General features: G+C 50.0%; 18 protein-coding genes. 12 read left to right on the top strand and 6 right to left on the bottom strand.

Translation table 11 applies throughout. The features are described 5' to 3' along the window. The first annotated feature begins 17 nt into the window (after positions 1-17). A complete protein-coding gene (gene pepN / locus OGY83_RS08335) occupies positions 18-2630 on the top strand; it encodes an aminopeptidase N (protein WP_286635679.1) in 2613 nt (870 codons plus the stop codon). Positions 2631-2734: 104 nt separating this feature from the next. On the opposite strand, the gene ssuB is transcribed toward pepN, so the two are convergent. The 5 genes from ssuB to ssuE are packed head-to-tail and all read right to left on the bottom strand — an operon-like array spanning position 2735 to position 6985. After that, on the bottom strand, positions 2735-3502 hold the full coding sequence (gene ssuB, locus OGY83_RS08330) for an aliphatic sulfonates ABC transporter ATP-binding protein (RefSeq protein WP_123268235.1): 768 nt from the start codon (positions 3500-3502) through the stop codon (positions 2735-2737). Continuing rightward, positions 3499-4290, bottom strand: coding sequence for an aliphatic sulfonate ABC transporter permease SsuC (gene ssuC / locus OGY83_RS08325; RefSeq protein ID WP_123268234.1), 792 nt, complete (start codon positions 4288-4290; stop codon positions 3499-3501). Before ssuC ends, ssuB begins: the two co-directional genes overlap by 4 nt. Positions 4291-4300: 10 nt before the next feature. Then, positions 4301-5446, bottom strand: coding sequence for an FMNH2-dependent alkanesulfonate monooxygenase (ssuD, locus tag OGY83_RS08320; RefSeq protein WP_286635678.1), 1146 nt, complete (start codon positions 5444-5446; stop codon positions 4301-4303). Next, positions 5443-6417 (bottom strand): sulfonate ABC transporter substrate-binding protein, encoded by a 975-nt coding sequence (locus OGY83_RS08315; protein ID WP_286635677.1) that lies wholly within the window; start codon positions 6415-6417, stop codon positions 5443-5445. Before OGY83_RS08315 ends, ssuD begins: the two co-directional genes overlap by 4 nt. Next, on the bottom strand, positions 6410-6985 hold the full coding sequence (gene ssuE / locus OGY83_RS08310) for an NADPH-dependent FMN reductase (RefSeq protein WP_286635676.1): 576 nt from the start codon (positions 6983-6985) through the stop codon (positions 6410-6412). The genes OGY83_RS08315 and ssuE overlap by 8 nt, the downstream gene beginning before the upstream one ends. Positions 6986-7351: 366 nt before the next feature. On the opposite strand from ssuE, the gene OGY83_RS08305 reads away from it, so the two are divergent. From OGY83_RS08305 to zapC, 9 genes are all read left to right on the top strand, one after another. Then, positions 7352-7897 (top strand): fimbrial protein, encoded by a 546-nt coding sequence (locus OGY83_RS08305; protein ID WP_191213013.1) that lies wholly within the window; start codon positions 7352-7354, stop codon positions 7895-7897. Positions 7898-7984: 87 nt separating this feature from the next. Beyond that, complete coding sequence (locus OGY83_RS08300; protein ID WP_286635675.1) at positions 7985-8695, top strand: fimbrial biogenesis chaperone; 711 nt, start codon at positions 7985-7987, stop codon at positions 8693-8695. A 26-nt stretch (positions 8696-8721) separates the two neighbouring features. After that, positions 8722-11316: a fimbrial biogenesis usher protein gene (locus OGY83_RS08295; RefSeq protein WP_286635916.1), complete on the top strand. Its 2595-nt coding sequence runs from the start codon at positions 8722-8724 to the stop codon at positions 11314-11316. Further along, positions 11316-12380: a fimbrial protein gene (locus OGY83_RS08290; protein ID WP_286635674.1), complete on the top strand. Its 1065-nt coding sequence runs from the start codon at positions 11316-11318 to the stop codon at positions 12378-12380. Before OGY83_RS08295 ends, OGY83_RS08290 begins: the two co-directional genes overlap by 1 nt. Positions 12381-12389: 9 nt before the next feature. Next, the gene (locus OGY83_RS08285) at positions 12390-12926 is read left to right on the top strand and encodes a fimbrial protein (protein ID WP_286635673.1); all 537 of its coding nucleotides are present in this window, start codon (positions 12390-12392) and stop codon (positions 12924-12926) included. 13 nt (positions 12927-12939) lie between these two features. Further along, positions 12940-13458: a fimbrial protein gene (locus OGY83_RS08280; protein WP_286635915.1), complete on the top strand. Its 519-nt coding sequence runs from the start codon at positions 12940-12942 to the stop codon at positions 13456-13458. Further along, positions 13424-14164, top strand: a complete 741-nt coding sequence (locus OGY83_RS08275; RefSeq protein WP_286635672.1) for a fimbria/pilus periplasmic chaperone — start codon at positions 13424-13426, stop codon at positions 14162-14164. The genes OGY83_RS08280 and OGY83_RS08275 overlap by 35 nt, the downstream gene beginning before the upstream one ends. A 101-nt stretch (positions 14165-14265) precedes the next feature. After that, entirely contained in the window at positions 14266-15276 is a 1011-nt protein-coding gene (pyrD, locus tag OGY83_RS08270) for a quinone-dependent dihydroorotate dehydrogenase (RefSeq protein ID WP_286635671.1), read from the top strand. A gap of 165 nt (positions 15277-15441) precedes the next feature. Beyond that, the gene (zapC, locus tag OGY83_RS08265) at positions 15442-15984 is read left to right on the top strand and encodes a cell division protein ZapC (RefSeq protein WP_016152473.1); all 543 of its coding nucleotides are present in this window, start codon (positions 15442-15444) and stop codon (positions 15982-15984) included. On the opposite strand, the gene OGY83_RS08260 is transcribed toward zapC, so the two are convergent. Further along, on the bottom strand, positions 15981-17087 hold the full coding sequence (locus OGY83_RS08260) for a YcbX family protein (protein WP_286635670.1): 1107 nt from the start codon (positions 17085-17087) through the stop codon (positions 15981-15983). The genes zapC and OGY83_RS08260 overlap by 4 nt on opposite strands. A gap of 98 nt (positions 17088-17185) precedes the next feature. On the opposite strand from OGY83_RS08260, the gene rlmKL reads away from it, so the two are divergent. Together rlmKL and OGY83_RS08250 are read left to right on the top strand one after the other, a co-directional pair. Beyond that, positions 17186-19294, top strand: coding sequence for a bifunctional 23S rRNA (guanine(2069)-N(7))-methyltransferase RlmK/23S rRNA (guanine(2445)-N(2))-methyltransferase RlmL (gene rlmKL, locus OGY83_RS08255; RefSeq protein WP_191213008.1), 2109 nt, complete (start codon positions 17186-17188; stop codon positions 19292-19294). Between the two features lie 12 nt (positions 19295-19306). Further along, positions 19307-21214, top strand: coding sequence for an ABC transporter ATP-binding protein (locus OGY83_RS08250; protein ID WP_191233842.1), 1908 nt, complete (start codon positions 19307-19309; stop codon positions 21212-21214). Positions 21215-21227 lie beyond the last annotated feature (13 nt).

The following is a 21227-nucleotide window of genomic DNA, read 5'->3' as shown; positions in this document are numbered from 1 at the left end:
ATGCTAAAGGTTTTTTTATGACACAACAGCCACAAGCCAAATACCGTCACGACTATCGTGCGCCGGATTACCAGATTACTGATATTGACTTGACCTTTGACCTGGATGCTGAAAAAACCGTGGTCACCGCAGTGAGCCAGGCTGTCCGTCATGGCGCGTCCGATGCGCCCCTGCGCCTGAATGGCGAAGATCTGACCCTGGTGTCGATCCACGTTAACGACGAGCCGTGGACAGAGTATAAAGAAGAAGAGGGCGCTCTGGTCATCAGTCAGTTACCGGAACGTTTTACGCTGCGTATCGTGAACGAAATTAGCCCAGCGGCCAATACCGCGCTGGAAGGACTGTACAAGTCTGGCGAAGCGCTGTGCACCCAGTGTGAAGCGGAAGGGTTCCGCCATATTACCTGGTATCTCGACAGGCCTGATGTCCTGGCGCGTTTTACCACCAAAATTATCGCTGATAAAACGCAATATCCGTTCCTGCTCTCCAACGGTAACCGTGTAGCTCAGGGTGAACTGGAAAATGGTCGTCACTGGGTACAGTGGCAGGATCCGTTCCCGAAACCGTGCTATTTGTTTGCGCTGGTGGCCGGTGATTTTGACGTCCTGCGCGATACCTTTACTACTCGCTCAGGGCGCGAAGTGGCACTGGAGCTGTACGTCGATCGCGGCAACCTGGACCGCGCGCCGTGGGCCATGACCTCACTGAAAAACTCCATGAAATGGGATGAAGAGCGCTTTGGCCTCGAGTATGACCTCGACATCTATATGATTGTCGCCGTGGATTTCTTCAACATGGGCGCGATGGAGAATAAAGGTCTGAACATCTTTAACTCCAAATATGTGCTGGCACGTACCGATACCGCCACCGACAAAGACTACCTCGATATTGAGCGCGTCATTGGCCACGAATATTTCCACAACTGGACCGGCAACCGTGTGACCTGCCGTGACTGGTTCCAGTTGAGCCTGAAAGAAGGCTTAACCGTGTTCCGCGATCAGGAGTTCAGTTCCGATCTCGGCTCACGCGCGGTAAACCGCATCAGCAATGTGCGTACCATGCGCGGCCTGCAGTTTGCTGAAGATGCCAGCCCGATGGCGCATCCTATCCGTCCGGATATGGTCATTGAAATGAACAACTTCTATACCCTGACTGTGTACGAAAAGGGCGCTGAAGTGATTCGTATGATCCACACCCTGCTCGGTGAGACTAACTTCCAGAAAGGGATGCAGCTCTACTTTGAGCGTCACGACGGTAGCGCTGCAACTTGTGATGATTTCGTGCAGGCGATGGAAGATGCGTCTAACGTTGATCTCTCCCATTTCCGCCGCTGGTACAGCCAGTCCGGTACGCCGATTCTGACCGTGCGTGATGACTACAACCCGTCAACTGAGCAGTACACGTTGACGATCAGCCAGCGCACGCCGGCCACGCCGGATCAGGCCGAAAAACAGCCGCTGCATATTCCATTCGCCCTCGAGTTGTATGACAACGAAGGGAAAGTGATCCCGCTACAAAAAGGTGGTCACCCGGTGAATTCCGTGCTCAACGTCACCCAGGCAGAGCAGACGTTTGTCTTTGATAACGTCTACTTCCAGCCGGTTCCGGCGCTGCTGTGCGAATTCTCCGCGCCGGTAAAACTGGAATATAAATGGAGCGATCAGCAACTGACTTTCCTGATGCGTCATGCGCGAAACGATTTCTCTCGTTGGGATGCCGCACAAAGCCTGCTGGCGACTTATATTAAGCTTAATGTTGCTCGTCATCAGCAGGGACAACCGCTCTCGCTGCCGGTACACGTGGCTGATGCATTCCGCGCAATTTTACTGGATGAAAGAATCGATCCGGCGCTGGCGGCAGAGATCCTGACGCTGCCTTCAGTAAATGAAATAGCCGAACTGTTTGACATCATCGATCCGGTGGCGATAACCGAAGTACGCGAAGCGTTAACCCGCACGCTGGCGGCCGAGCTGGCGGATGAATTCCTTGCCATCTATAACGCTAATCATCTTGATGAGTACCGCGTTGAGCATGCCGATATTGGCAAGCGTACGCTGCGCAATGCCTGCCTGCGTTTCCTGGCCTTTGGTGAAACCCATCTGGCTGACACACTGGTAAGCAAGCAGTACCGTGAAGCGAACAATATGACCGATGCGTTGGCGGCGCTATCCGCGGCAGTGGCGGCACAGCTGCCATGTCGCGACGCGCTAATGCAGGAGTATGACGATAAGTGGCACCATGACGGTCTGGTGATGGACAAATGGTTTATCCTGCAATCCACCAGCCCGGCGGATAATGTACTGGAAACAGTACGCGGTCTGCTGAAGCATCGATCTTTCAGTATGAGTAACCCGAACCGAATCCGTTCGCTGATTGGTGCCTTTGCAGGTAGCAACCCGGCGGCATTCCATGCGGAAGATGGTAGCGGCTATCAGTTCCTGGTCGACATGTTGACTGAGCTTAATAGTCGTAATCCGCAGGTGGCGTCACGTCTGATTGAGCCGCTGATTCGCTTAAAACGTTATGATGCAAAACGTCAGGCAAAAATGCGTGCGGCGCTGGAACAGCTGAAAGGTCTGGAGAATCTCTCCGGCGATCTGTTCGAGAAGATCACTAAAGCGCTAGCCTGAGACGTTGACCTGTAGTTTTGTAGGCCGGATAAGGCGGTAACTCCGTCATCCGGCAAAATGCCCGGTGGCGCTCATGCTTACCGGGCCTACAACGTCCTGAATGTTTATCCATGCAGTCGGATTGACTGTTCTGCCTCACCACGCTGCATTACCCGATTCAACACCTCGGCTTCCAGTTCTGTCAGACGCACGGAACCAATCCGGCGGGGTCGCGCAATATCCACCGTTAAATCCAGCCCGATTTTTCCGTCCTCAATCAGCAACACGCGATCGGCCATTGCCACCGCTTCACTGACGTCATGGGTGACCAGCAGTACGGTAAAGCCGTGCTCTTGCCATAAAGAGACGATCAGCTCCTGCATTTCAAGGCGGGTTAAGGCGTCCAGTGCGCCGAGGGGTTCATCCAGCAGCAGCAAACCGGGGCGGTGAATTAATGCCCGCGCCAGGGCCACGCGCTGTTTTTGTCCGCCAGAAAGCGCTGCGGGCCACTCCTGAGCACGATTTTCCAGTCCAACGGCGGCCAGCGCATCCCGGGCCGCATTGTGCCAGAGACCTTTCAGGCCCAGACCGACGTTATCGATAACCGTCTTCCATGGCAGCAGACGCGCATCCTGAAACATCATACGCGTATCATCCTGAATTTCCGCCAGTGGGGTGGTTCCGGCAAGTAATGCGCCTGAGGTGGGCGATTCCAGCCCTGCCAGCAGACGCAGTAACGTACTTTTACCACCACCGCTGCGGCCAACCACGGCAACAAACTGTCCGGCCGGAATATGCAAATCTAATTGATTGAGCACTGTATTGGCGGCGTATTGTTTTGTCACGGCGCTCAGCAACAGCGGTGTACCCTGGTTCAGGCGAGCGGTATTCATACGGTAGCCTCCTTTACATGGTAAGCCGGGTGCCAGCGTAGCCAGACTCGCTCCAGCAATTGGGCGCTGACGTCGGCAAGTTTGCCAAGCAGGGCGTAGAGAATAATGGCCACCACGACCACATCGGTTTGCAGAAATTCGCGGGCGTTCATCGCCAGGTAACCAATACCGGCATTGGCAGAAATGGTTTCCGCCACAATCAACGTCAACCACATCAGCCCGAGAGCAAAACGCACGCCGACCATAATCGAGGGTAAGGCGCCGGGGAGGATCACATGAACAAATAGTGAAAAGCCGGATAATCCATAGCTGCGCGCCATTTCTACCAGCCCACGATCGATATTCCGGATCCCATGCCAGGTGTTAATGTAAATCGGGAACAGCGTGCCCAACGCAACGAGAAAGATCTTGGCGGATTCATCAATGCCGAACCACAGAATCACCAGCGGGATCAGCGCCAGATGCGGTACGTTACGCAGCATTTGCACCGAGGTATCCAGCAGGCGCTCTCCCCAACGCGAAAGACCGCTGATCAGTCCCAGTGTCAGGCCAATCGATCCTCCGATGGAGAATCCGATCAACGCGCGCCAGGAACTGATGGCCAGATGCTGCCAAAGCTCGCCGCTGGCGGAAAGCGTCCAGAAAGCTTCGATAACACCCTCAGGAGAGGGCAGGATGCGAGTGGACAGCCAGCCCATTGAAGATGCGAGCTGCCAGAGCGCCACCAGACCTACCGGTAAAAACCAGGGCGCGAGGCGTAATAACCACCTGTTTCTCGGCGTTGCCATTAGCAGCTCCTTAGCTTTGCGCGACTTTGCGCGGGATAAAGTCATTTGCTACCGCTTCGCCTTGTTGTTGCAGGCGTTGCGGTTGCGGAATTTCTGGTATAGCAACATCCAGATGTGGGAACAGCAGCTCGCCGACCTTGTATGCCTCTTCCAGATGTGGGTATCCGGACAACACAAAGCTGTCGATTCCCAGCGCGGCATACTCGTTGATACGCGCCGCGACAGTCGGACCATCTCCGACCAGGGCGGTACCCGCGCCACCGCGCACCAGGCCAACGCCTGCCCACAGGTTCGGGCTAATTTCCAGTTTGTCGCGTTTACCGTTGTGCAGTGCAGCCATTCGCTGCTGACCAACCGAATCCGTTCTTGAGAAGGCGGCCTGGGCTTTGGCAATGGTGTCGTCATCAAGGTGGGCTATCAGACGATCAGCTGCCTGCCACGCCTCGTGCGTTGTCTCCCGTACGATCACATGCAGACGAATACCAAAGCGGATCTTGCGTCCGAGCGCCGCTGCTTTGGCTCGCACCTGTTCAATCTTCGCTTTCACCTGTTCCGGCGGCTCGCCCCAGGTCAGATAGAGATCAACCTGCTCGGCAGCAAGGTCTTGTGCGACATCAGACGAGCCGCCGAAATAAAGCGGTGGCCGGGGTTGTTGTACGGGAGGGAAAAACAGCTTCGCGCCGCGGACATGAATATGTTTGCCGTTGAAATCCACCGTTTCACCTTGCAAAAGGCGTCGCCAGACCTGAGTAAATTCAGCAGAGGCTTCATAGCGCTCGGTGTGATCGAGGAACACGCCGTCGCCTGCCAGCTCCTGTGGATCGCTGCCGGTCACCAGGTTAAATAACGCCCGGCCATTTGAGAGTCTGTCGAGCGTTGCAGCCTGACGTGCGGCAACCGTTGGTGAGGTGACGCTTGGACGCAGCGCGACCAGAAACTTTAATCGCTGGGTGACCGGGATCATCGAGGAGGCGACCAGCCAGGCATCTTCGCAAGAGCGTCCGGTTGGGATCAGGACGCCGGTAAATCCAAGACGATCGGCTGTTTGCGCGATTTGTTGCAGATAACCGTGATCGACCGGGCGCGAACCTTCTTCCGTTCCAAGATAATGACCGTCACCATGGGTGGGTAAAAACCAGAACATGTTCAGACTCATAATTTTTCTCCTGCCTGCTGAGTGGGTTGCCAGATACGCTGACGAATATCGATTTTTTTCGGTACCAAACGGTTGTCATAAAACAGATCGGCGGTTTGTTGTTGTAGGGCAGCAACAGAGGCGTTGACTGGCACAATGGTGGTTGGCGGGCGGTGATCCAGATAAGACGCAATTACCGGCTCGGGCAGCCCCATGGTTTTGGCCAGCAGGGTAATGCTTTGCTGGCGCTGGCTGAGCGTTAACGCATCGGCCTGGCTAAAGGTATCCAGCACGCCAAGAACAAATGTGCCATTTTTCTCGGCATAAGGACGTGCAGCGAGATAAAACGAACCGGTCTGTTTGAGGTCTGAGCCGTCTTTCAGCACGCGCACATCACCTTGCAGTAACGCGGCGGAGTAGTAGGGGTCCCAGATCGCCCATGCTTCAACGTTTCCTTGCTGAAAGGCTGCTCGCGCGTCGGCGGGAGTCAGATAGGTCGGTTGAATATCGGTAAATTTCAGTCCGGCCTGTTGTAGCGCCCGGAGCAGTAAATTGTGGGCGCTGGAACCTTTCTGGAAGGCGACTTTATGTCCTTTAAGCTGCGCGACGCTCTGGATCGGGCTATTTTTCGGCACCAGAATCACTTCGGCTTTCGGTTTGGGCGGCTCGACGCCCACGTAAACCAGATCGGCTCCGGCGGCCTGGGCAAAAATTGGTGGAATATCACCGGTGCTGCCGAGGTCGATACTGCCGATATTGAGTGCTTCCAGCATTTGCGGTCCAGCCGGGAATTCGACCCACGAGATTTTAGTCTGCGGATAGCGTTTCTCCAGTAGCTGATGGCTTTTGGCCAGTACCATACTGACGCTTCCTTTCTGGTAACCAATGCGCAGAGCATCGGGGGCCGACTCTGCGGCATGCCCCAGAGTTGACAGCGACAACAACCCGGTCAGTGCCAGCCATGACGTGTGACGCTTGAGAAGATCAAGCATGGGCGGTACCTCGCAGGGTGTTCAGTTGGGGAAGTTGGACATCACGACGATGCAACGCCAGCCAGAAGGTATCGAGCGCACTGTCCAGACGCTGCTGAAGGTTGGGCGTAAACTGAGGTTTATGTTGATAATCAATTACCTGTGAATCATCGGCAAACACACCGTGCAGGATCTCCTGGGCCTTTAATGCGCTCAGTACCGGTTTCAGCGCGTAATCGACGGCAAGTAAATGCGCCACACTGCCGCCGGTCGCCAGCGGCAAAACTACTTTCCCTTCCAGCGCCCGCTCGGGGAGCAGGTCGAGCAGGGTTTTCAGAGCGCCAGAGTAAGCGGCTTTATAGACCGGTGTTGCGACAATCAGCCCGTCTGCATCCTGCAATTGTTCGATAAATGTGTTCAGCGCCGGACTGTCGAAACGAGCATAGATCAGGTCTTCTGGGGCAAAATTGTGTAGGTTCCAGTGAAAGACTTCGACATCCTGACCGTGCAGTTTTTCTCGGGCATATTCCAGTAACGCGCTGGAGCGAGAGGGAAAGCGTGGGCTTCCCGCCAGAGTGATGACGCGCATAATTTCATTCTCCACTTATAACCAATTGTTTGCTTTTAATTAACATTGATAACAGTCGTGGAGTATTGCAGAGAGAAATACATGTGCTAAATGTTTTTTTTCATAAACGTTTTCTTAAAATTAGATAAAGAAATGATCTTGTATTTACATTATTGATGAATGCTGTAAGTAATCATGCAAAAATTAGAGATTAAAGCGGGTGCGATATAATATATTAAAAAATACATTCACATACGGTATGTTAGGATTACTTAAATTCAAATTAAGGTTATATAATTTAATCTTTCTGAGTGAATGGTTTAGCATCCAAAATGCTAATAGGTATTGTAGCAATGGATTAATCAATATTATGGATAGGATAAAAACATGAAGAAAAGTGTATTAGCACTTGCTTTGGGCGCGTTGTTTGTTTCTGCGGGCGCGATGGCGGCAGATGATGACGCAATCACTGATGGATCAGTAAACTTCACCGGTAAGGTTATTGCTCCGGCCTGTACTCTGGTTGCTGCAACGAAAGACTCTTCTGTGACGCTGCCAGATGTGAGTGCGACAAAGCTGCAAACAAGTGGCCAGGAATCTGGTGTTAAAACGGATGTGCCAATTGAGCTGAAAGATTGTGATGTTACGGTAACTAAAAATGCCGCGTTTACGTTCAGCGCCGCTCAGGATAGCAACATTACAACCGCTTTTGCCAATCAGGCGACAACAGGTCAGGCCACAAACGTCGCGTTGCAGATGTATATGCCTAACGGTACGGATAAAATCACGCCGAATACAGAAACTGCTCAAGATGGTATTCAGTTAGCCACTGGCGATCAGACGCTGAAATTCCTGGTCGACTATGTTGCCACGGGTAAAGCGACTGCGGGAACGGTTAATGCAGTCGTGAACTTCCATATTAACTACTATTAATAATAGATTACTTCAGTAAAAGTATTCTGCCCTTTTATCTATGTAAAATAAAAGGGCATATTGATATCGATAACTTGGTTATGAAATATGAAAAGTTGCACCACAAATGGAATTGTTGCTGCGAGTTTATCTCTTTTATTATGTAGCGGCACAGCTGCGTTTGCCAGTGCAAATGAGAGTAATGGTGGCGTTGGCTTAGGCGCAACCCGGTTGGTTTATCATGAAAGTGATAAACAAATTTCATTAAGTTTACGCAATACCAGTGCGCAAACGCCATTTCTTGTTCAGTCTTTTGTTTTGAATTCAGCACAGGCTAAAACTGAAGACTTCGTTGTCACACCACCACTTTTTCTTTTGAAAACTCAAAGAGAAAATTTAATCAGGATAATGTATGTCGGTCCTGATCTGCCAAAGGACAGGGAAAGTCTTTTCTATGTAAGTTCTCGTGCAATACCCTCAACAGAAAAGAGTGATGGTGGAAAAAATCAACTAAAGATTGCTGTCCAAAGTGTAATAAAAATGTTCTGGCGGCCGGATAATTTACCCGTTTCCATTAGTAACGCCCCGGCAGCACTGCGCTGTTCATATTCAGGGAGCGATATTCTTGTGGATAATCCAACCCCATATTTTATTACACTTACGCAAATGAAGGTTGGGACGCAGCTGCTAAAAAATGAAATGATTGCACCAAAATCTCAGCATACGTTTAAAGTACCGCATCAGGTCACAGGAAAATTAAAGTATCGGACTATTAATGACTACGGTGCGATAACCGAAGAGCTTGAATGTAAGTCATAATATAAACTCAAAGGGCTGAGATGTTTATGGACAAATACCCACCCCCTCGGTTACTACTTAAGGTCCCGAGACTTTCATTTATTGCGCTGGCTATTTCTGGAACATTTTCTTTTAATGCGCATAGTGAAATGTGGTTCGACCCGAGTTTCTTTTCTGATGATCCTCACTCTGTTGCTGATTTGTCGCATTTTGAAAAAGGACAGGAAGTTGCCCCTGGAACTTACCGTGTCGATATTTTTCTTAACGATGCTTTTGTTGAGTCACGTGATGTCAACTTTGTAACATTAAATCCTAAAGGGGAGGTTAGTGCCTGCCTGACAACTGAAAGTCTGGAGCGAATGGGAGTGAAAACATCATCCTATTCAGCATTTAATTTGTTAAAAAAACAAGCTTGCGCGCCATTAGAGACGATAATTCCTGATTCTAAATTAACATTTGATGTCGCAAAGCTACGCTTAGATATTTCAGTTCCACAGATAGCGGTTAAAAATACAGCACAAGGCTACGTGCCTCCAGAAAAATGGGAGCAGGGCATTAATGCGCTACTGCTTAACTATGTTTTTAATGGCGCCAACAGCTCGGATAAAAGTGAAGGGAGTAGCGCCGATAACAGTTACTTTCTGGGGTTGAACAGTGGTCTCAATTTAGGGGGATGGCGGTTACGCAATTCATCAACATGGAGCACAAGCAGTAATAGCGGTGATAAGTGGGAAAACGTTAGCTCTTATATACAGCATACGGTTATTCCATTAAATAGCGAACTTACCGTTGGCGACAATTATACATCGGGTGAGCTTTTTGATAGCGTCAGCTTTCGTGGCGTACAATTGGCGTCGGATGAAAACATGCTCCCAGACAGTATGCGAGGTTTCGCACCTGTAGTGAGGGGTATTGCCAAAAGTAATGCTCAGGTCACAGTGAAACAGAATGGTTATGTTGTTTACCAGACCTATGTGTCCCCCGGTGCATTTGAATTTAGCGATCTTTTTTCCACGTCCTCAAGCGGTGACTTGCAGGTGGAAATAAAGGAATCTGATGGTAGCATTAGCTCTTATTCTATACCTTATTCCACCGTTCCTTTGCTGCAGCGTGAAGGGGCGATAAAGTATGCCGCGACCATAGCGAAGTTCCGTTCTGGCAATACTCAGCAGGATGAAAAGCCATTCGGTCAGGCAACCGTGCAGTGGGGCGGGCCATGGGGCGTTACGTTCTATGGCGGCATGCAATACGCTGAGAACTATAGCTCTCAACTGTTTGGTACGGGATTTAACTTTGGCGACTTGGGCGCTGTTTCTATCGATGTCACAAACGCGAGCAGTACGCTGATTGATGATAGCGTGCATCATGGTCAATCGATTCGTTTTTTATACGCTAAATCGTTGAATGAGCTTGGAACAAACCTGCAATTATTGGGGTATCGTTATTCAACATCGGGTTATTATACTCTGGCTGATACGATGTATAAGCATATGGATGGCTATGCATTTGAAGATGGCGATGACGAAGATACACCATTATGGTCACGTTATTATAATTTGTATTACACCAAACGTGGGAAAATACAGGTTAATATTTCGCAACAGCTTGGTGATTATGGCTCATTTTATTTGAGCGGCAGTGAACAGTCATACTGGCATACTGACGAAAAAGATAAGTTAATACAATTTGGCTATAACACATCGATTAAGGATGTGACGGTTAGCTTATCCTGGAACTATAGCCAATCTAAAGGGCAGTCCGAGTCGGATCAAATATTTGCGTTAAATCTTTCCTTACCTTTGGGTAAATGGCTGGCGGGGAAAAGTTCAGGTATTGCTGACAGACGAAATTCGGCTTATGCCACCTCGAATACCAGTATCGACAACGAAGGGCATTTCAACCAAAACACCGGGGTATCGGGGACACTGCTTGACGCAGGAAACTTAAGTTATAGCGTTCAGCAGGGATATGTCAGTCAAAATAGCTCTGCCAGTGGTAGTGCGGGGTTAGATTTGCAGAGTACCTATGGTAATGCGCAATTAGGCTATAACTACAGTCAAAATGGCGATTTTCAACAAGTTAACTATGGTCTTTCAGGTGGTGTGGTTGTTCATTCGCACGGCGTTACTTTAAGTCAGCCTTTGGGGGAAACCAATGTATTGGTTGCAGCGCCTGGGGCTGAAGGAACCAGTTTGACAAACAGCGTGGGCGTGAAAACCGACTGGCGAGGGTACACCGTTATTCCGCACGCTACGACGTATCGCGAGAACCGTATTGCGTTGGATGCGAGTTCATTAGGGCAAAACGTTGATGTTGATGACGCGGTGGTCAGTGTCGTGCCAACAAAAGGCGCATTAGTGTTAGCTTCATTCTCAGCGCGCAAGGGTGGGCGGGCCTTGATCAAAACAAAATACCGGGATAAGCCGGTTCCGTTTGGTGCTATCGCGGCGTTAGACGGGGAAGAAGGCAATACGGGAATTGTCGATGACAGCGGCATATTGTATATGGCGGGCTTACCTGCGGGTGGTGATATTGCCATTAAATGGGGTAATAAACCCGACCAGCATTGTGTACTGAATTACCAATTAACGGAACAACAACTCAACGCGCCAATCTCACGAATTACAAGGGAGTGTAAATAATGGGAGCGATGAATAACGTTATTCGTTTTATGTTTTGTATCGCCTTATGTTTATTAGGGAGCAAAGTTTTCGCTTCTTCGGGCCAATGTACGATGGTGAGCGGTAATCCGATGCTCGCGATTAATATGGGTGATAAAACAATTACTGATGCAAACAATGTTGCCGGCAACAGCGTAGATCCGTTCACCGCCTGGAGTGCTTCTAATGATTATACCCTATCTTGTGATTGTAATTCGGCAGCAATGGATTCAGGATCATGGGTTTTTACAACGACCACGCCGTTAACGAGCTCAGGAAATAATTGGTTTCAATTAAATGACTTCCTGGATATTAAATTACGGGTAACTATTCGTGGTGAGCAATTAACGGAAATACCCTTTGATGGAATTTCTACGGTCAGTGATTCCCGAAAAGATCTCTGTACACCAGGCGGACTCCATTTAAGTGGAACGACTCCCAGTGGACATAGTGGTAATATCGCAATTAAGATCCGTAAGCCCATCATTGGTACAATGACTATTCCACAAACCTTAGTCGCCGAACTGTGGGAATGCTATCACACGCCTTCATCTGGGGTCTGTTCGGCCTCCGGACCATCAATCTTGAAATATTATGTATCGGGAACGATTTCTGCACCCGAAGAGTGTGTACTTGCAGGTGCAAGCAATGAACTTAATATTTCGACGGGTATTTATAATATTAATAGTTTCAAGATTAAAGGTCAGTCGGCTAATAATCCGTCTGTTAAAACTAAAACCACGTTTACCCTTAAATGTTCATCGGGCGTTGAAGCCACGGCCAATCTTAAATTAACACTATCTGCCACCCCCGATGCCGATTATCCAGCGGCAATAAAAAGTACGATGGCCGGTATAGGCTATGTAGTTTATGACGATAAGCTAAATCCCATCAATCCGGCTGGCGGTCTTTTCCCTGCGGTAACTCTAAACGATCACCAGGCGCAAGTATCATTCTATGCAGAGCCTGTAAGTACGACAGGAATTGCTCCGGCAACGGTAGGACCCGTTGAGTCAACAGGATATATTCGTGTTGACTACGATTAGGAAAATATTATGACGAAGAATTGTGCGGTTGGTACATTATTACTGCTTAGTCTTTTAACTTCTAAAAGTTATGCAGAACTGGGTGCAATTCCATTCCGGCTTTACGCGGCGCTTCAGGATTTCGCGTGTGATGTCTCGCTAGCGACGGCAAATCAAACCGTTCATATTGGTGATTTTGATATAAGAGACTATACCACGCCGGGTTTGGTCAGTCCGGCAGTTGATTTTTCAATCGATATCACAAATTGTGATCAGAGCTATTTGTCTTCACAGGTCTATTTTAGCGGGCAGTCGGATGATAATGATGCCAATTTACTTAAACTGAGCGGTGATGCCAACGGTGGGGATGTTGCCAGCGGTATTGCCGTTCAGATTCTGGATAGTACGCTTAAGGAAATCCCCCTTAATAGCAGAACCGATTGGACATTAATGAAGAAGTCATCAGGTGTCACACTGCACTATAAACTGCGTTATAAGTCGACAATCCGCGAAGTTAAAGGCGGCAATGCGGCGGCAGTTCTTTATTTTGATGTGCTTTATCAATAGGAATGCAATAGTGATGAAAAAGAGAGGCATTGCATTGCTGCTCGGTGGGGCGGTTATGGGGGCAACTTCAGCAATTGCTCATGATGGCACAATTAATATAACCGGTTCATTTCGCAGCAGTACGTGTGTGCTGGCCCTGGATGACAAAGATATTTCCGTTCCGTTTGGCGATATATCCAGCAGTCATTTTAAGCAGTCTGGAGACAGTTCACCAGCAGTCAGTTTTACTATTCATCTGCAAGATTGCGGCGCGGATGTCACCAATGTAAATGTAACGTTTAATGGCACACCGGATACGGTGAACACCAAACTTCTGGGTATTGATACAGGGACTAACTCAGCATCTGGCTTAGGTGTCGCTATTTTGGACTACACCCGTACATTACTTCCCATAAAGGAAGCGAGTGTGAATTATCCGCTGGTACCGGGTGATGTACCTCTGGTTTTTTATGCGCAGCTTCGTTCTACACAAAATGATATCGGAGCCGGAGAAGTACATGCGAATGCAACGTTCTCCTTTCATTATGAATAACTTTTTTAAAAAAATAGTCCAACAGATAGTGGTTGTCACTATGCTGATGGTGAGTAGCTGTGCTCAGGCCGGTATTGTTGCAGAGGGCACTCGTTTTATTTTTCCATCTGCGAATGAGTCACTCACCATTACTCTCACCAACACCAGTGATGAGGTTAATCTGATTAGCAGTAAAGTGAAAACAGAACTCCTGTGGGAAGGTGCAGAGTCTACAAGCTATAAACCACCGTTTGTTGTTACACCGCCATTGTACCTTATTAAGTCAAAGGCAACAGGCATCATACGTTTAATCAAAACAGAAAATACCCTGCCAGACGATCGTGAGACACTGTTTTCACTGGCCATCTCCGGTATTCCGTCAGGAAAACAGGATGGGAATAGTGTAAAAATTGCTACACGCTCCACATTTAAGCTTATCTGGCGCCCGCAGATGTTGTCTGAACAACATCCAGAAAAGGCTTACCAGCAACTTAAGTGGACAATAAACCAAAATGGACAGGTGGTGATTGATAACCCAACTCCCTTCTACGTCACGCTGGCGGTAGTCAGTGTGAACGGGGAGGGGATTGCCAATGCAGGCATGGTTGCGCCAAAGACGACAAGGCAGACAAATTGGTGTCGAAGCCAGAAAATGTGCCATTTAAACTGGCGCACAATTGATGATTATGGCGGTATGAGCCCGCAAGTAACGACAATTTTGCGTTAAAATCGCGCAATAGATATTTTTTGCTGCAGGTCAATTCCCTTCTGGTGCATTATCGCACATAATACGCCCCCGGTTTGCACACCGGGAATCCAGGAGAGTTCATGTACTACCCCTTCGTTCGTAAAGCCCTTTTTCAGCTCGATCCAGAGCGCGCTCATGAATTGACATTCCAGCAATTACGTCGCATTACCGGCACGCCGCTCGAAGCGCTTGTCCGCAAGAAAGTACCGGCAAAACCGGTTACCTGCATGGGACTGACGTTTAAAAATCCGCTCGGGCTTGCCGCCGGACTGGATAAAGACGGGGAGTGCATTGATGCACTTGGCGCAATGGGATTTGGTTCCATTGAAATTGGTACTGTGACGCCGCGTCCTCAGCCGGGTAACGATAAACCGCGTCTGTTCCGTCTGGTCGATGCAGAAGGTTTGATCAACCGCATGGGGTTTAATAACCTTGGGGTCGATAACCTGGTTGAGAACGTTAAAAAATCGCATTTCGACGGTATTCTGGGGATTAATATTGGTAAGAATAAAGATACCCCGGTAGAGAACGGCAAAGATGACTATCTGATTTGTATGGAAAAAGTCTATGCTTATGCTGGTTATATCGCGATTAATATCTCTTCACCGAACACGCCGGGATTACGCACGCTGCAATACGGCGAGGCGCTGGACGATCTCCTGACGGCAATTAAAAATAAGCAAAATGATCTGCAAGCGATCCACCATAAATATGTTCCGGTGGCGGTAAAGATCGCACCGGATCTTTCTGTGGAAGAACTGATCCAGGTTGCAGACAGTTTAGTTCGCCATAATATTGATGGCGTAATCGCGACTAACACCACGCTCGATCGTTCTCTCGTTCAGGGAATGAAAAATTGCGATCAAATGGGTGGCCTGAGCGGTCGACCGTTGCAATTAAAAAGCACGGAAATTATCCGCCAGTTGTCTCAGGAGCTAAAGGGGCAACTGCCGATTATCGGGGTTGGCGGCATTGACTCTGTAATCGCTGCACGTGAGAAAATAGCTGCTGGAGCTTCGTTGGTGCAGATTTATTCGGGCTTTATTTTTAAAGGTCCGCCGTTGATTAAAGAAATCGTCAGCAATATCTGAATGCTATCTTAATCACAATCCAGGGCTTTATTTCTGGCCCTGGTTGTTTTATATTCTTTTACTGTTGCTTATTTAAACATTCTGAGCTTTTATTATTAGGGCAATAAACGAAGCGGCAAAAGGATACTGTCGTAACGGCGATGATTAAGGAAAGGAGAGAAACAGATGCGAATTAAACCCGACGATAACTGGCGCTGGTATTATGATGAAGAGCACGATCGTATGATGCTCGATTTAGCCAATGGCATGTTATTCCGTTCGCGTTTTGCTCGTAAAATGCTCACTCCTGATGCATTTTCTCCGTCAGGTTTTTGTGTTGATGACGCCGCGCTTTATTTTTCCTTTGAAGAAAAATGTCGCTACCTGGATTTAGCCAAAGAGCAAAAAGCGGAACTGGTGCTTAATGCGCTGGTGGCGATTCGTTATCTCAAACCGCAAATGCCAAAAAGCTGGCACTTTGTCGCACACGGTATTAACTGGTCGCCGGTTGTGGGTGACGCAGCCTGTGTTGATTTAAGCGATACCGATGAACAGGTAAATCTGTTGGTGGTTGAGCCGGGTGAAAACGCCGCGCTTTGTCTGCTTGCACAGCCTGGTGTGGTTATCGCCGGGCGTACGATGCAACTTGGCGACGCGATTAAAATAATGAATGACAGACTGAAACCGCAGGTTATTGCCGACAGTTTCAGCCTTGAGCAGGCGGTTTAACTCTCCAGCCTGATAGTTGTTTTAGGAACACAGCTGCAGCACAGAATCGTCCCGTCATCGCCAAGCGCTGATTTTTTCAGCGGGCTAACTTCGCCTTCTACCAGTCGAATTCGACAGCATCCGCAAATGCCTGCCCGGCATGAATAGGGAACCCGGATACCCTGGTTTTCCAGCTGCTCAAGCAATACCTGCTGATTATTTCCGCGAAAGATCTGCCCTTGCCAGTCAATAAGCACCGTGGCATCAGGTTGTTGTTCGGGTGCAGTATCGTCTGATTCAGCCGCGCCGTACGCTCTGGCAGGGCCGGTTGCCAAAATTTCTACCTCATCGCCGACGCGAATAACGCCACTGTTACGCGCGATAAGATTCTGACCGAAATCGACATCGCCGTTATCTACCGCAGTACGGAAGGTTTGCAGTGTGGCGAGCGGTTCGCCGGTTGGATGTTTCTGGCCTTTTTCCGGGCTAACGGTAGTGAAAATACACCGGCTACAGGGTTTTGCTACATCAAAAATGACGTCGCCAATACGAATCACTTTCCAGGTATCTTCTTCCCAGGCACCAGCTCCCGAAACCACCAGATTGGGGCGAAACTGTTCCATTTTGACGCTTGCCGGACAGCGCTGTTGCACATCGCGCAGGGATGCTTCGTTGGCCAGCAGGTAGGGATAACCATCGGCGAAGGACAAAGGAACATCAGCGTGGCGCTTCACCCGGCGCGTCAGTTGCGGACCAACCCAGCGTAACTGCACGTCACGGGAGAAAAAGCCGCTAAGCCACTGGTTAATAGCCACTGGCGCAATGCGCGCGGTAAAATGGTTTCTCCACACTTCTGTCGGTGCATCCTGGGTAGCGAAGTCGGCAAATCGCACGAGGGCGCTGCTGCCGTCTGGCGCCGTAAGATGCAGTCCATCGTGGAATGGGGAAGGGGTAAAGCGAACCATTTGTGGGAACTGGCGGGCGGTTATAAACGTTCCGTCAGGTTCAGTGATCATAAATATGCGATCAAAGGCGAGACCGCTAACGTCTGCCAGGGCGTGCGTGAGTCCAATTCCACGCATTGATTTAACCGGATGAATAAAAAGTCGGGTTAACGTGACCACTGTACAGCCCCTCGAATGAAAATAAGCCTTCAACTTTATGACATACAGCCCATATTAGCTATAATGCGCAGCAATTTTCTCGGAGTAAAAGTGACATTATGAATTCTCTGTTTGCCAGTACGGCCCGCGGGCTGGAAGAGCTGTTAAAAACTGAACTGGAAAACCTCGGCGCGCTGGAGTGCCAGGTCGTTCAGGGTGGGGTCCATTTTAAGGGCGACACGCGGCTTGTTTACCAGAGCCTGATGTGGAGCCGCCTGGCCTCGCGCATTATCCTGCCGATGGGAGAGTGCAAGGTCTACAGCGATCTTGATCTGTACCTCGGCGTTCAGGCAATCGACTGGACAGAGATATTTAATCCCGGTGCTACCTTTGCCGTCCACTTTAGCGGCCTGAACGAGACTATTCGTAACAGCCAGTATGGCGCACTGAAGGTCAAGGATGCGATTGTTGATGCCTTTACCCGCAAAAATCTGCCGCGTCCGAATGTGGATCGTGAATCCCCGGATCTGCGCATTAACGTCTGGTTAAACAAAGATACCGCCAGCATCGCGCTCGATCTGAGCGGTGACGGTTTACATCAGCGTGGCTATCGCGATCGCGCGGGTCAGGCGCCGATTAAAGAGACGCTGGCCGCCGCTATTGTTATGCGTTCTGGCTGGCAGCCGGGAACCCCGTTACTCGATCCGATGTGCGGCTCCGGCACGCTGCTGATTGAAGCGGCGATGTGGGCAACCGATCGCGCGCCGGGCCTGCACCGTGGGTACTGGGGCTTCAGCGGTTGGGCGCAGCACGACGAAGCCGTCTGGCAAGAAGTTAAAGCCGAGGCGCAGGTGCGTGCGCGTAAGGGACTGGCTGACTATACCTCGCATTTTTATGGTTCTGACAGCGATGCGCGCGTGATTGAAAAAGCGCGTAGTAACGCTCGCCGCGCCGGTATCGCCGATCTGATGACGTTTGACGTTAAAGATGTCGCCAAACTGAGCAATCCGCTGCCGAAAGGACCGTATGGGACGGTTATCAGTAACCCGCCTTACGGCGAGCGTCTGGATAGCGAACCTGCTCTGATTGCCCTGCACAGCCTGCTGGGCCGTACGATGAAAAACCAGTTTGGCGGCTGGAATTTGTCGCTGTTCAGCGCCTCTCCGGATCTGCTCAGCAGCCTGCAATTACGTGCCGACAAGCAGTTCAAAGCGAAAAACGGCCCGCTGGATTGCGTGCAGAAGAATTATCACGTTGCAGAGACCACCGCGGACAGCAAGCCAGCCACGGTAGCGGAAGATTATGCCAACCGCCTGCGCAAGAATATTAAGAAGCTGGAAAAATGGGCGCGTCAGGAAGGCATTGAATGCTATCGCCTGTATGACGCTGACCTGCCGGAATACAACGTTGCAGTAGATCGTTACGGTGACTGGGTCGTGGTTCAGGAATATGCCCCGCCGAAGACGGTCGATGCGCAAAAAGCACGTCAACGTCTGTTCGACATCATTGCCGCCACGCTGTCAGTATTGGAAATCGCACCAAACAAACTGGTGCTGAAAACCCGTGAGCGTCAGAAAGGCAAGAATCAGTATCAGAAGATGAATGAGAAGGGTGAATTCATTGAGGTAAGCGAGTACAACGCGCGCCTGTGGGTGAACCTGACCGACTATCTTGATACGGGCTTATTCCTCGATCACCGTATTGCGCGCCGCATGCTGGGACAGATGAGTAAAGGTAAGGACTTCCTCAACCTGTTCTCCTACACCGGCAGCGCCAGCGTACATGCAGGACTGGGCGGTGCGCGTAGCACCACGACGGTCGATATGTCGCGTACCTATCTGGAATGGGCGGAACGCAACCTGCGTCTGAACGGCCTGAGCGGTCGCGCTCACCGTTTAATTCAGGCAGATTGCCTGGGCTGGCTGCGCGATGCCAATGAACAGTTTGATCTGATTTTCATCGATCCGCCGACGTTCTCTAACTCAAAACGTATGGAAGACTCGTTTGATGTGCAGCGCGATCATCTGGCGCTGATGAAAGATCTGAAACGTCTGCTGCGTAAAGACGGCACGATCATGTTCTCCAACAACAAACGTGGGTTCCGTATGGATCTCGACGGTTTGGCTGAACTGGGATTGAAAGCACAAGAAATTACCCAAAAAACGCTTTCCCAGGACTTTGCCCGTAACCGTCAGATCCACAATTGCTGGCTGATTACCGCAGCCTGAAAGGATAAATAAATGTCATTAATCAGTATGCATGGTGCATGGCTGTCGTTCAGCGATGCGCCACTTCTTGATAATGCAGAACTGCATATCGAAGATAACGAACGCGTCTGTCTGGTTGGCCGTAACGGCGCAGGTAAATCGACGCTGATGAAGATCCTGAACCGTGAACAGGGTCTTGACGACGGACGTATTATTTATGAGCAGGATCTGGTTGTGGCGCGTCTGCAACAGGATCCGCCGCGTAATGTTGAGGGCAGCGTGTATGATTTCGTTGCCGAGGGTATCGAAGAACAGGCCGAATATCTGAAGCGTTATCACGATATTTCGCGTCTGGTGATGACTGATCCGAGCGACAGAAATCTGAATGAGATGGCGCGGGTTCAGGAAATGCTCGATCACCACAATCTGTGGCAGCTCGAAAGCCGTATTAATGAAGTGCTGGAGCAGTTGGGGCTGGATCCAAACGCCGCACTTTCTTCGCTTTCTGGCGGTTGGCTGCGTAAAGCGGCGCTGGGTCGCGCGTTAGTGAGCAATCCGCGTGTATTGCTGCTGGATGAACCAACGAACCACCTGGATATTGAAACTATCGACTGGCTGGAAGGGTTCCTGAAATCCTTTAATGGGACAATCATCTTCATTTCCCATGACCGTTCATTTATACGCAATATGGCAACGCGTATTGTCGACCTCGATCGTGGCAAGCTGGTGACTTATCCGGGTAACTACGATCAGTATCTGCTGGAGAAAGAAGAAGCGCTGCGCGTAGAAGAGTTACAAAACGCAGAGTTTGATCGCAAGCTGGCGCAGGAAGAGGTCTGGATCCGTCAGGGTATCAAAGCGCGTCGTACCCGTAACGAAGGCCGCGTGCGCGCGCTGAAAGCCATGCGTCGCGAGCGTGGCGAACGTCGCGAAGTGATGGGCACGGCGAAGATGCAGGTCGAAGAGGCGAGCCGTTCAGGCAAGATTGTTTTCGAAATGGAGAATGTGGATTACCAGGTTGATGGAAAGCAACTGGTGAAAGATTTCTCCGCACAGGTACAGCGTAGCGACAAAATTGCGCTAATCGGACCGAACGGCTGCGGCAAAACAACGCTGCTGAAGCTAATGTTAGGCCAGCTTCAGGCTGACAGTGGACGCATTCACGTCGGCACCAAGCTGGAAGTGGCCTATTTCGATCAGCACCGCGCCGAACTGGATCCAGATAAAACCGTGATGGACAACCTGGCTGAAGGTAAGCAAGAGGTGATGGTTAACGGTAAACCTCGCCATGTGCTGGGTTACCTGCAGGACTTCCTGTTCCATCCGAAACGCGCGATGACACCAGTGCGTGCGCTCTCTGGTGGGGAACGAAATCGCCTGCTATTGGCGCGTCTTTTTCTGAAACCCAGCAATCTTTTGATTCTCGATGAACCAACGAACGATCTTGACGTCGAAACGCTGGAACTGCTTGAAGAACTAATTGATAGCTATCAGGGGACTGTACTGCTGGTAAGCCACGACCGTCAGTTTGTGGATAATACTGTAACTGAATGCTGGATCTTCGAAGGCGGCGGTAAAATTGGTCGTTATGTCGGTGGTTATCATGACGCGCGCAGCCAGCAATCTCAGTATGTGGCGTTTAAACAACCGATCGCGAAAAAAACAGAGGAAGCCGTTGCTCCTAAAGCAGAAATTGTCAAACGTGGCACGAGCAAACTAAGCTATAAACTGCAACGCGAACTGGAGCAGCTCCCCGCTCAGCTTGAAGAACTGGAAGCTAAACTGGAAAGGCTACAAGCTCAGGTTGCTGACGCCGCTTTTTTCAGCCAGCCACATGAGCAAACACAACAGGTATTAGCTAATCTGAACGAAGCGGAACAAGAACTTGAGCAAGCCTTTGAGCGCTGGGAGTATCTTGAGTCTTTGAAGAACGGCGCATAATTTAAAGGAGCAC

Source organism: Citrobacter sp. Cpo090 (genome assembly GCF_030332665.1).
GTDB classification, from domain to species: domain Bacteria; phylum Pseudomonadota; class Gammaproteobacteria; order Enterobacterales; family Enterobacteriaceae; genus Citrobacter; species Citrobacter portucalensis.
Note: the sequence above shows the minus strand (reverse complement) of the source record. Positions and strands in the feature narration are given on the sequence as shown.

Excerpts from the sequence above, each read along its gene's own strand:
- pepN (WP_286635679.1), top strand. The coding sequence starts at position 18 with ATGACACAACAGCCACAAGCCAAATACCGTCACGACTATCGTGCGCCG.
- ssuB (WP_123268235.1), bottom strand. The coding sequence starts at position 3,502 with ATGAATACCGCTCGCCTGAACCAGGGTACACCGCTGTTGCTGAGCGCC.
- ssuC (WP_123268234.1), bottom strand. The coding sequence starts at position 4,290 with ATGGCAACGCCGAGAAACAGGTGGTTATTACGCCTCGCGCCCTGGTTT.
- ssuD (WP_286635678.1), bottom strand. The coding sequence starts at position 5,446 with ATGAGTCTGAACATGTTCTGGTTTTTACCCACCCATGGTGACGGTCAT.
- OGY83_RS08315 (WP_286635677.1), bottom strand. The coding sequence starts at position 6,417 with ATGCTTGATCTTCTCAAGCGTCACACGTCATGGCTGGCACTGACCGGG.
- ssuE (WP_286635676.1), bottom strand. The coding sequence starts at position 6,985 with ATGCGCGTCATCACTCTGGCGGGAAGCCCACGCTTTCCCTCTCGCTCC.
- OGY83_RS08305 (WP_191213013.1), top strand. The coding sequence starts at position 7,352 with ATGAAGAAAAGTGTATTAGCACTTGCTTTGGGCGCGTTGTTTGTTTCT.
- OGY83_RS08300 (WP_286635675.1), top strand. The coding sequence starts at position 7,985 with ATGAAAAGTTGCACCACAAATGGAATTGTTGCTGCGAGTTTATCTCTT.
- OGY83_RS08295 (WP_286635916.1), top strand. The coding sequence starts at position 8,722 with ATGGACAAATACCCACCCCCTCGGTTACTACTTAAGGTCCCGAGACTT.
- OGY83_RS08290 (WP_286635674.1), top strand. The coding sequence starts at position 11,316 with ATGGGAGCGATGAATAACGTTATTCGTTTTATGTTTTGTATCGCCTTA.
- OGY83_RS08285 (WP_286635673.1), top strand. The coding sequence starts at position 12,390 with ATGACGAAGAATTGTGCGGTTGGTACATTATTACTGCTTAGTCTTTTA.
- OGY83_RS08280 (WP_286635915.1), top strand. The coding sequence starts at position 12,940 with ATGAAAAAGAGAGGCATTGCATTGCTGCTCGGTGGGGCGGTTATGGGG.
- OGY83_RS08275 (WP_286635672.1), top strand. The coding sequence starts at position 13,424 with ATGCGAATGCAACGTTCTCCTTTCATTATGAATAACTTTTTTAAAAAA.
- pyrD (WP_286635671.1), top strand. The coding sequence starts at position 14,266 with ATGTACTACCCCTTCGTTCGTAAAGCCCTTTTTCAGCTCGATCCAGAG.
- zapC (WP_016152473.1), top strand. The coding sequence starts at position 15,442 with ATGCGAATTAAACCCGACGATAACTGGCGCTGGTATTATGATGAAGAG.
- rlmKL (WP_191213008.1), top strand. The coding sequence starts at position 17,186 with ATGAATTCTCTGTTTGCCAGTACGGCCCGCGGGCTGGAAGAGCTGTTA.
- OGY83_RS08250 (WP_191233842.1), top strand. The coding sequence starts at position 19,307 with ATGTCATTAATCAGTATGCATGGTGCATGGCTGTCGTTCAGCGATGCG.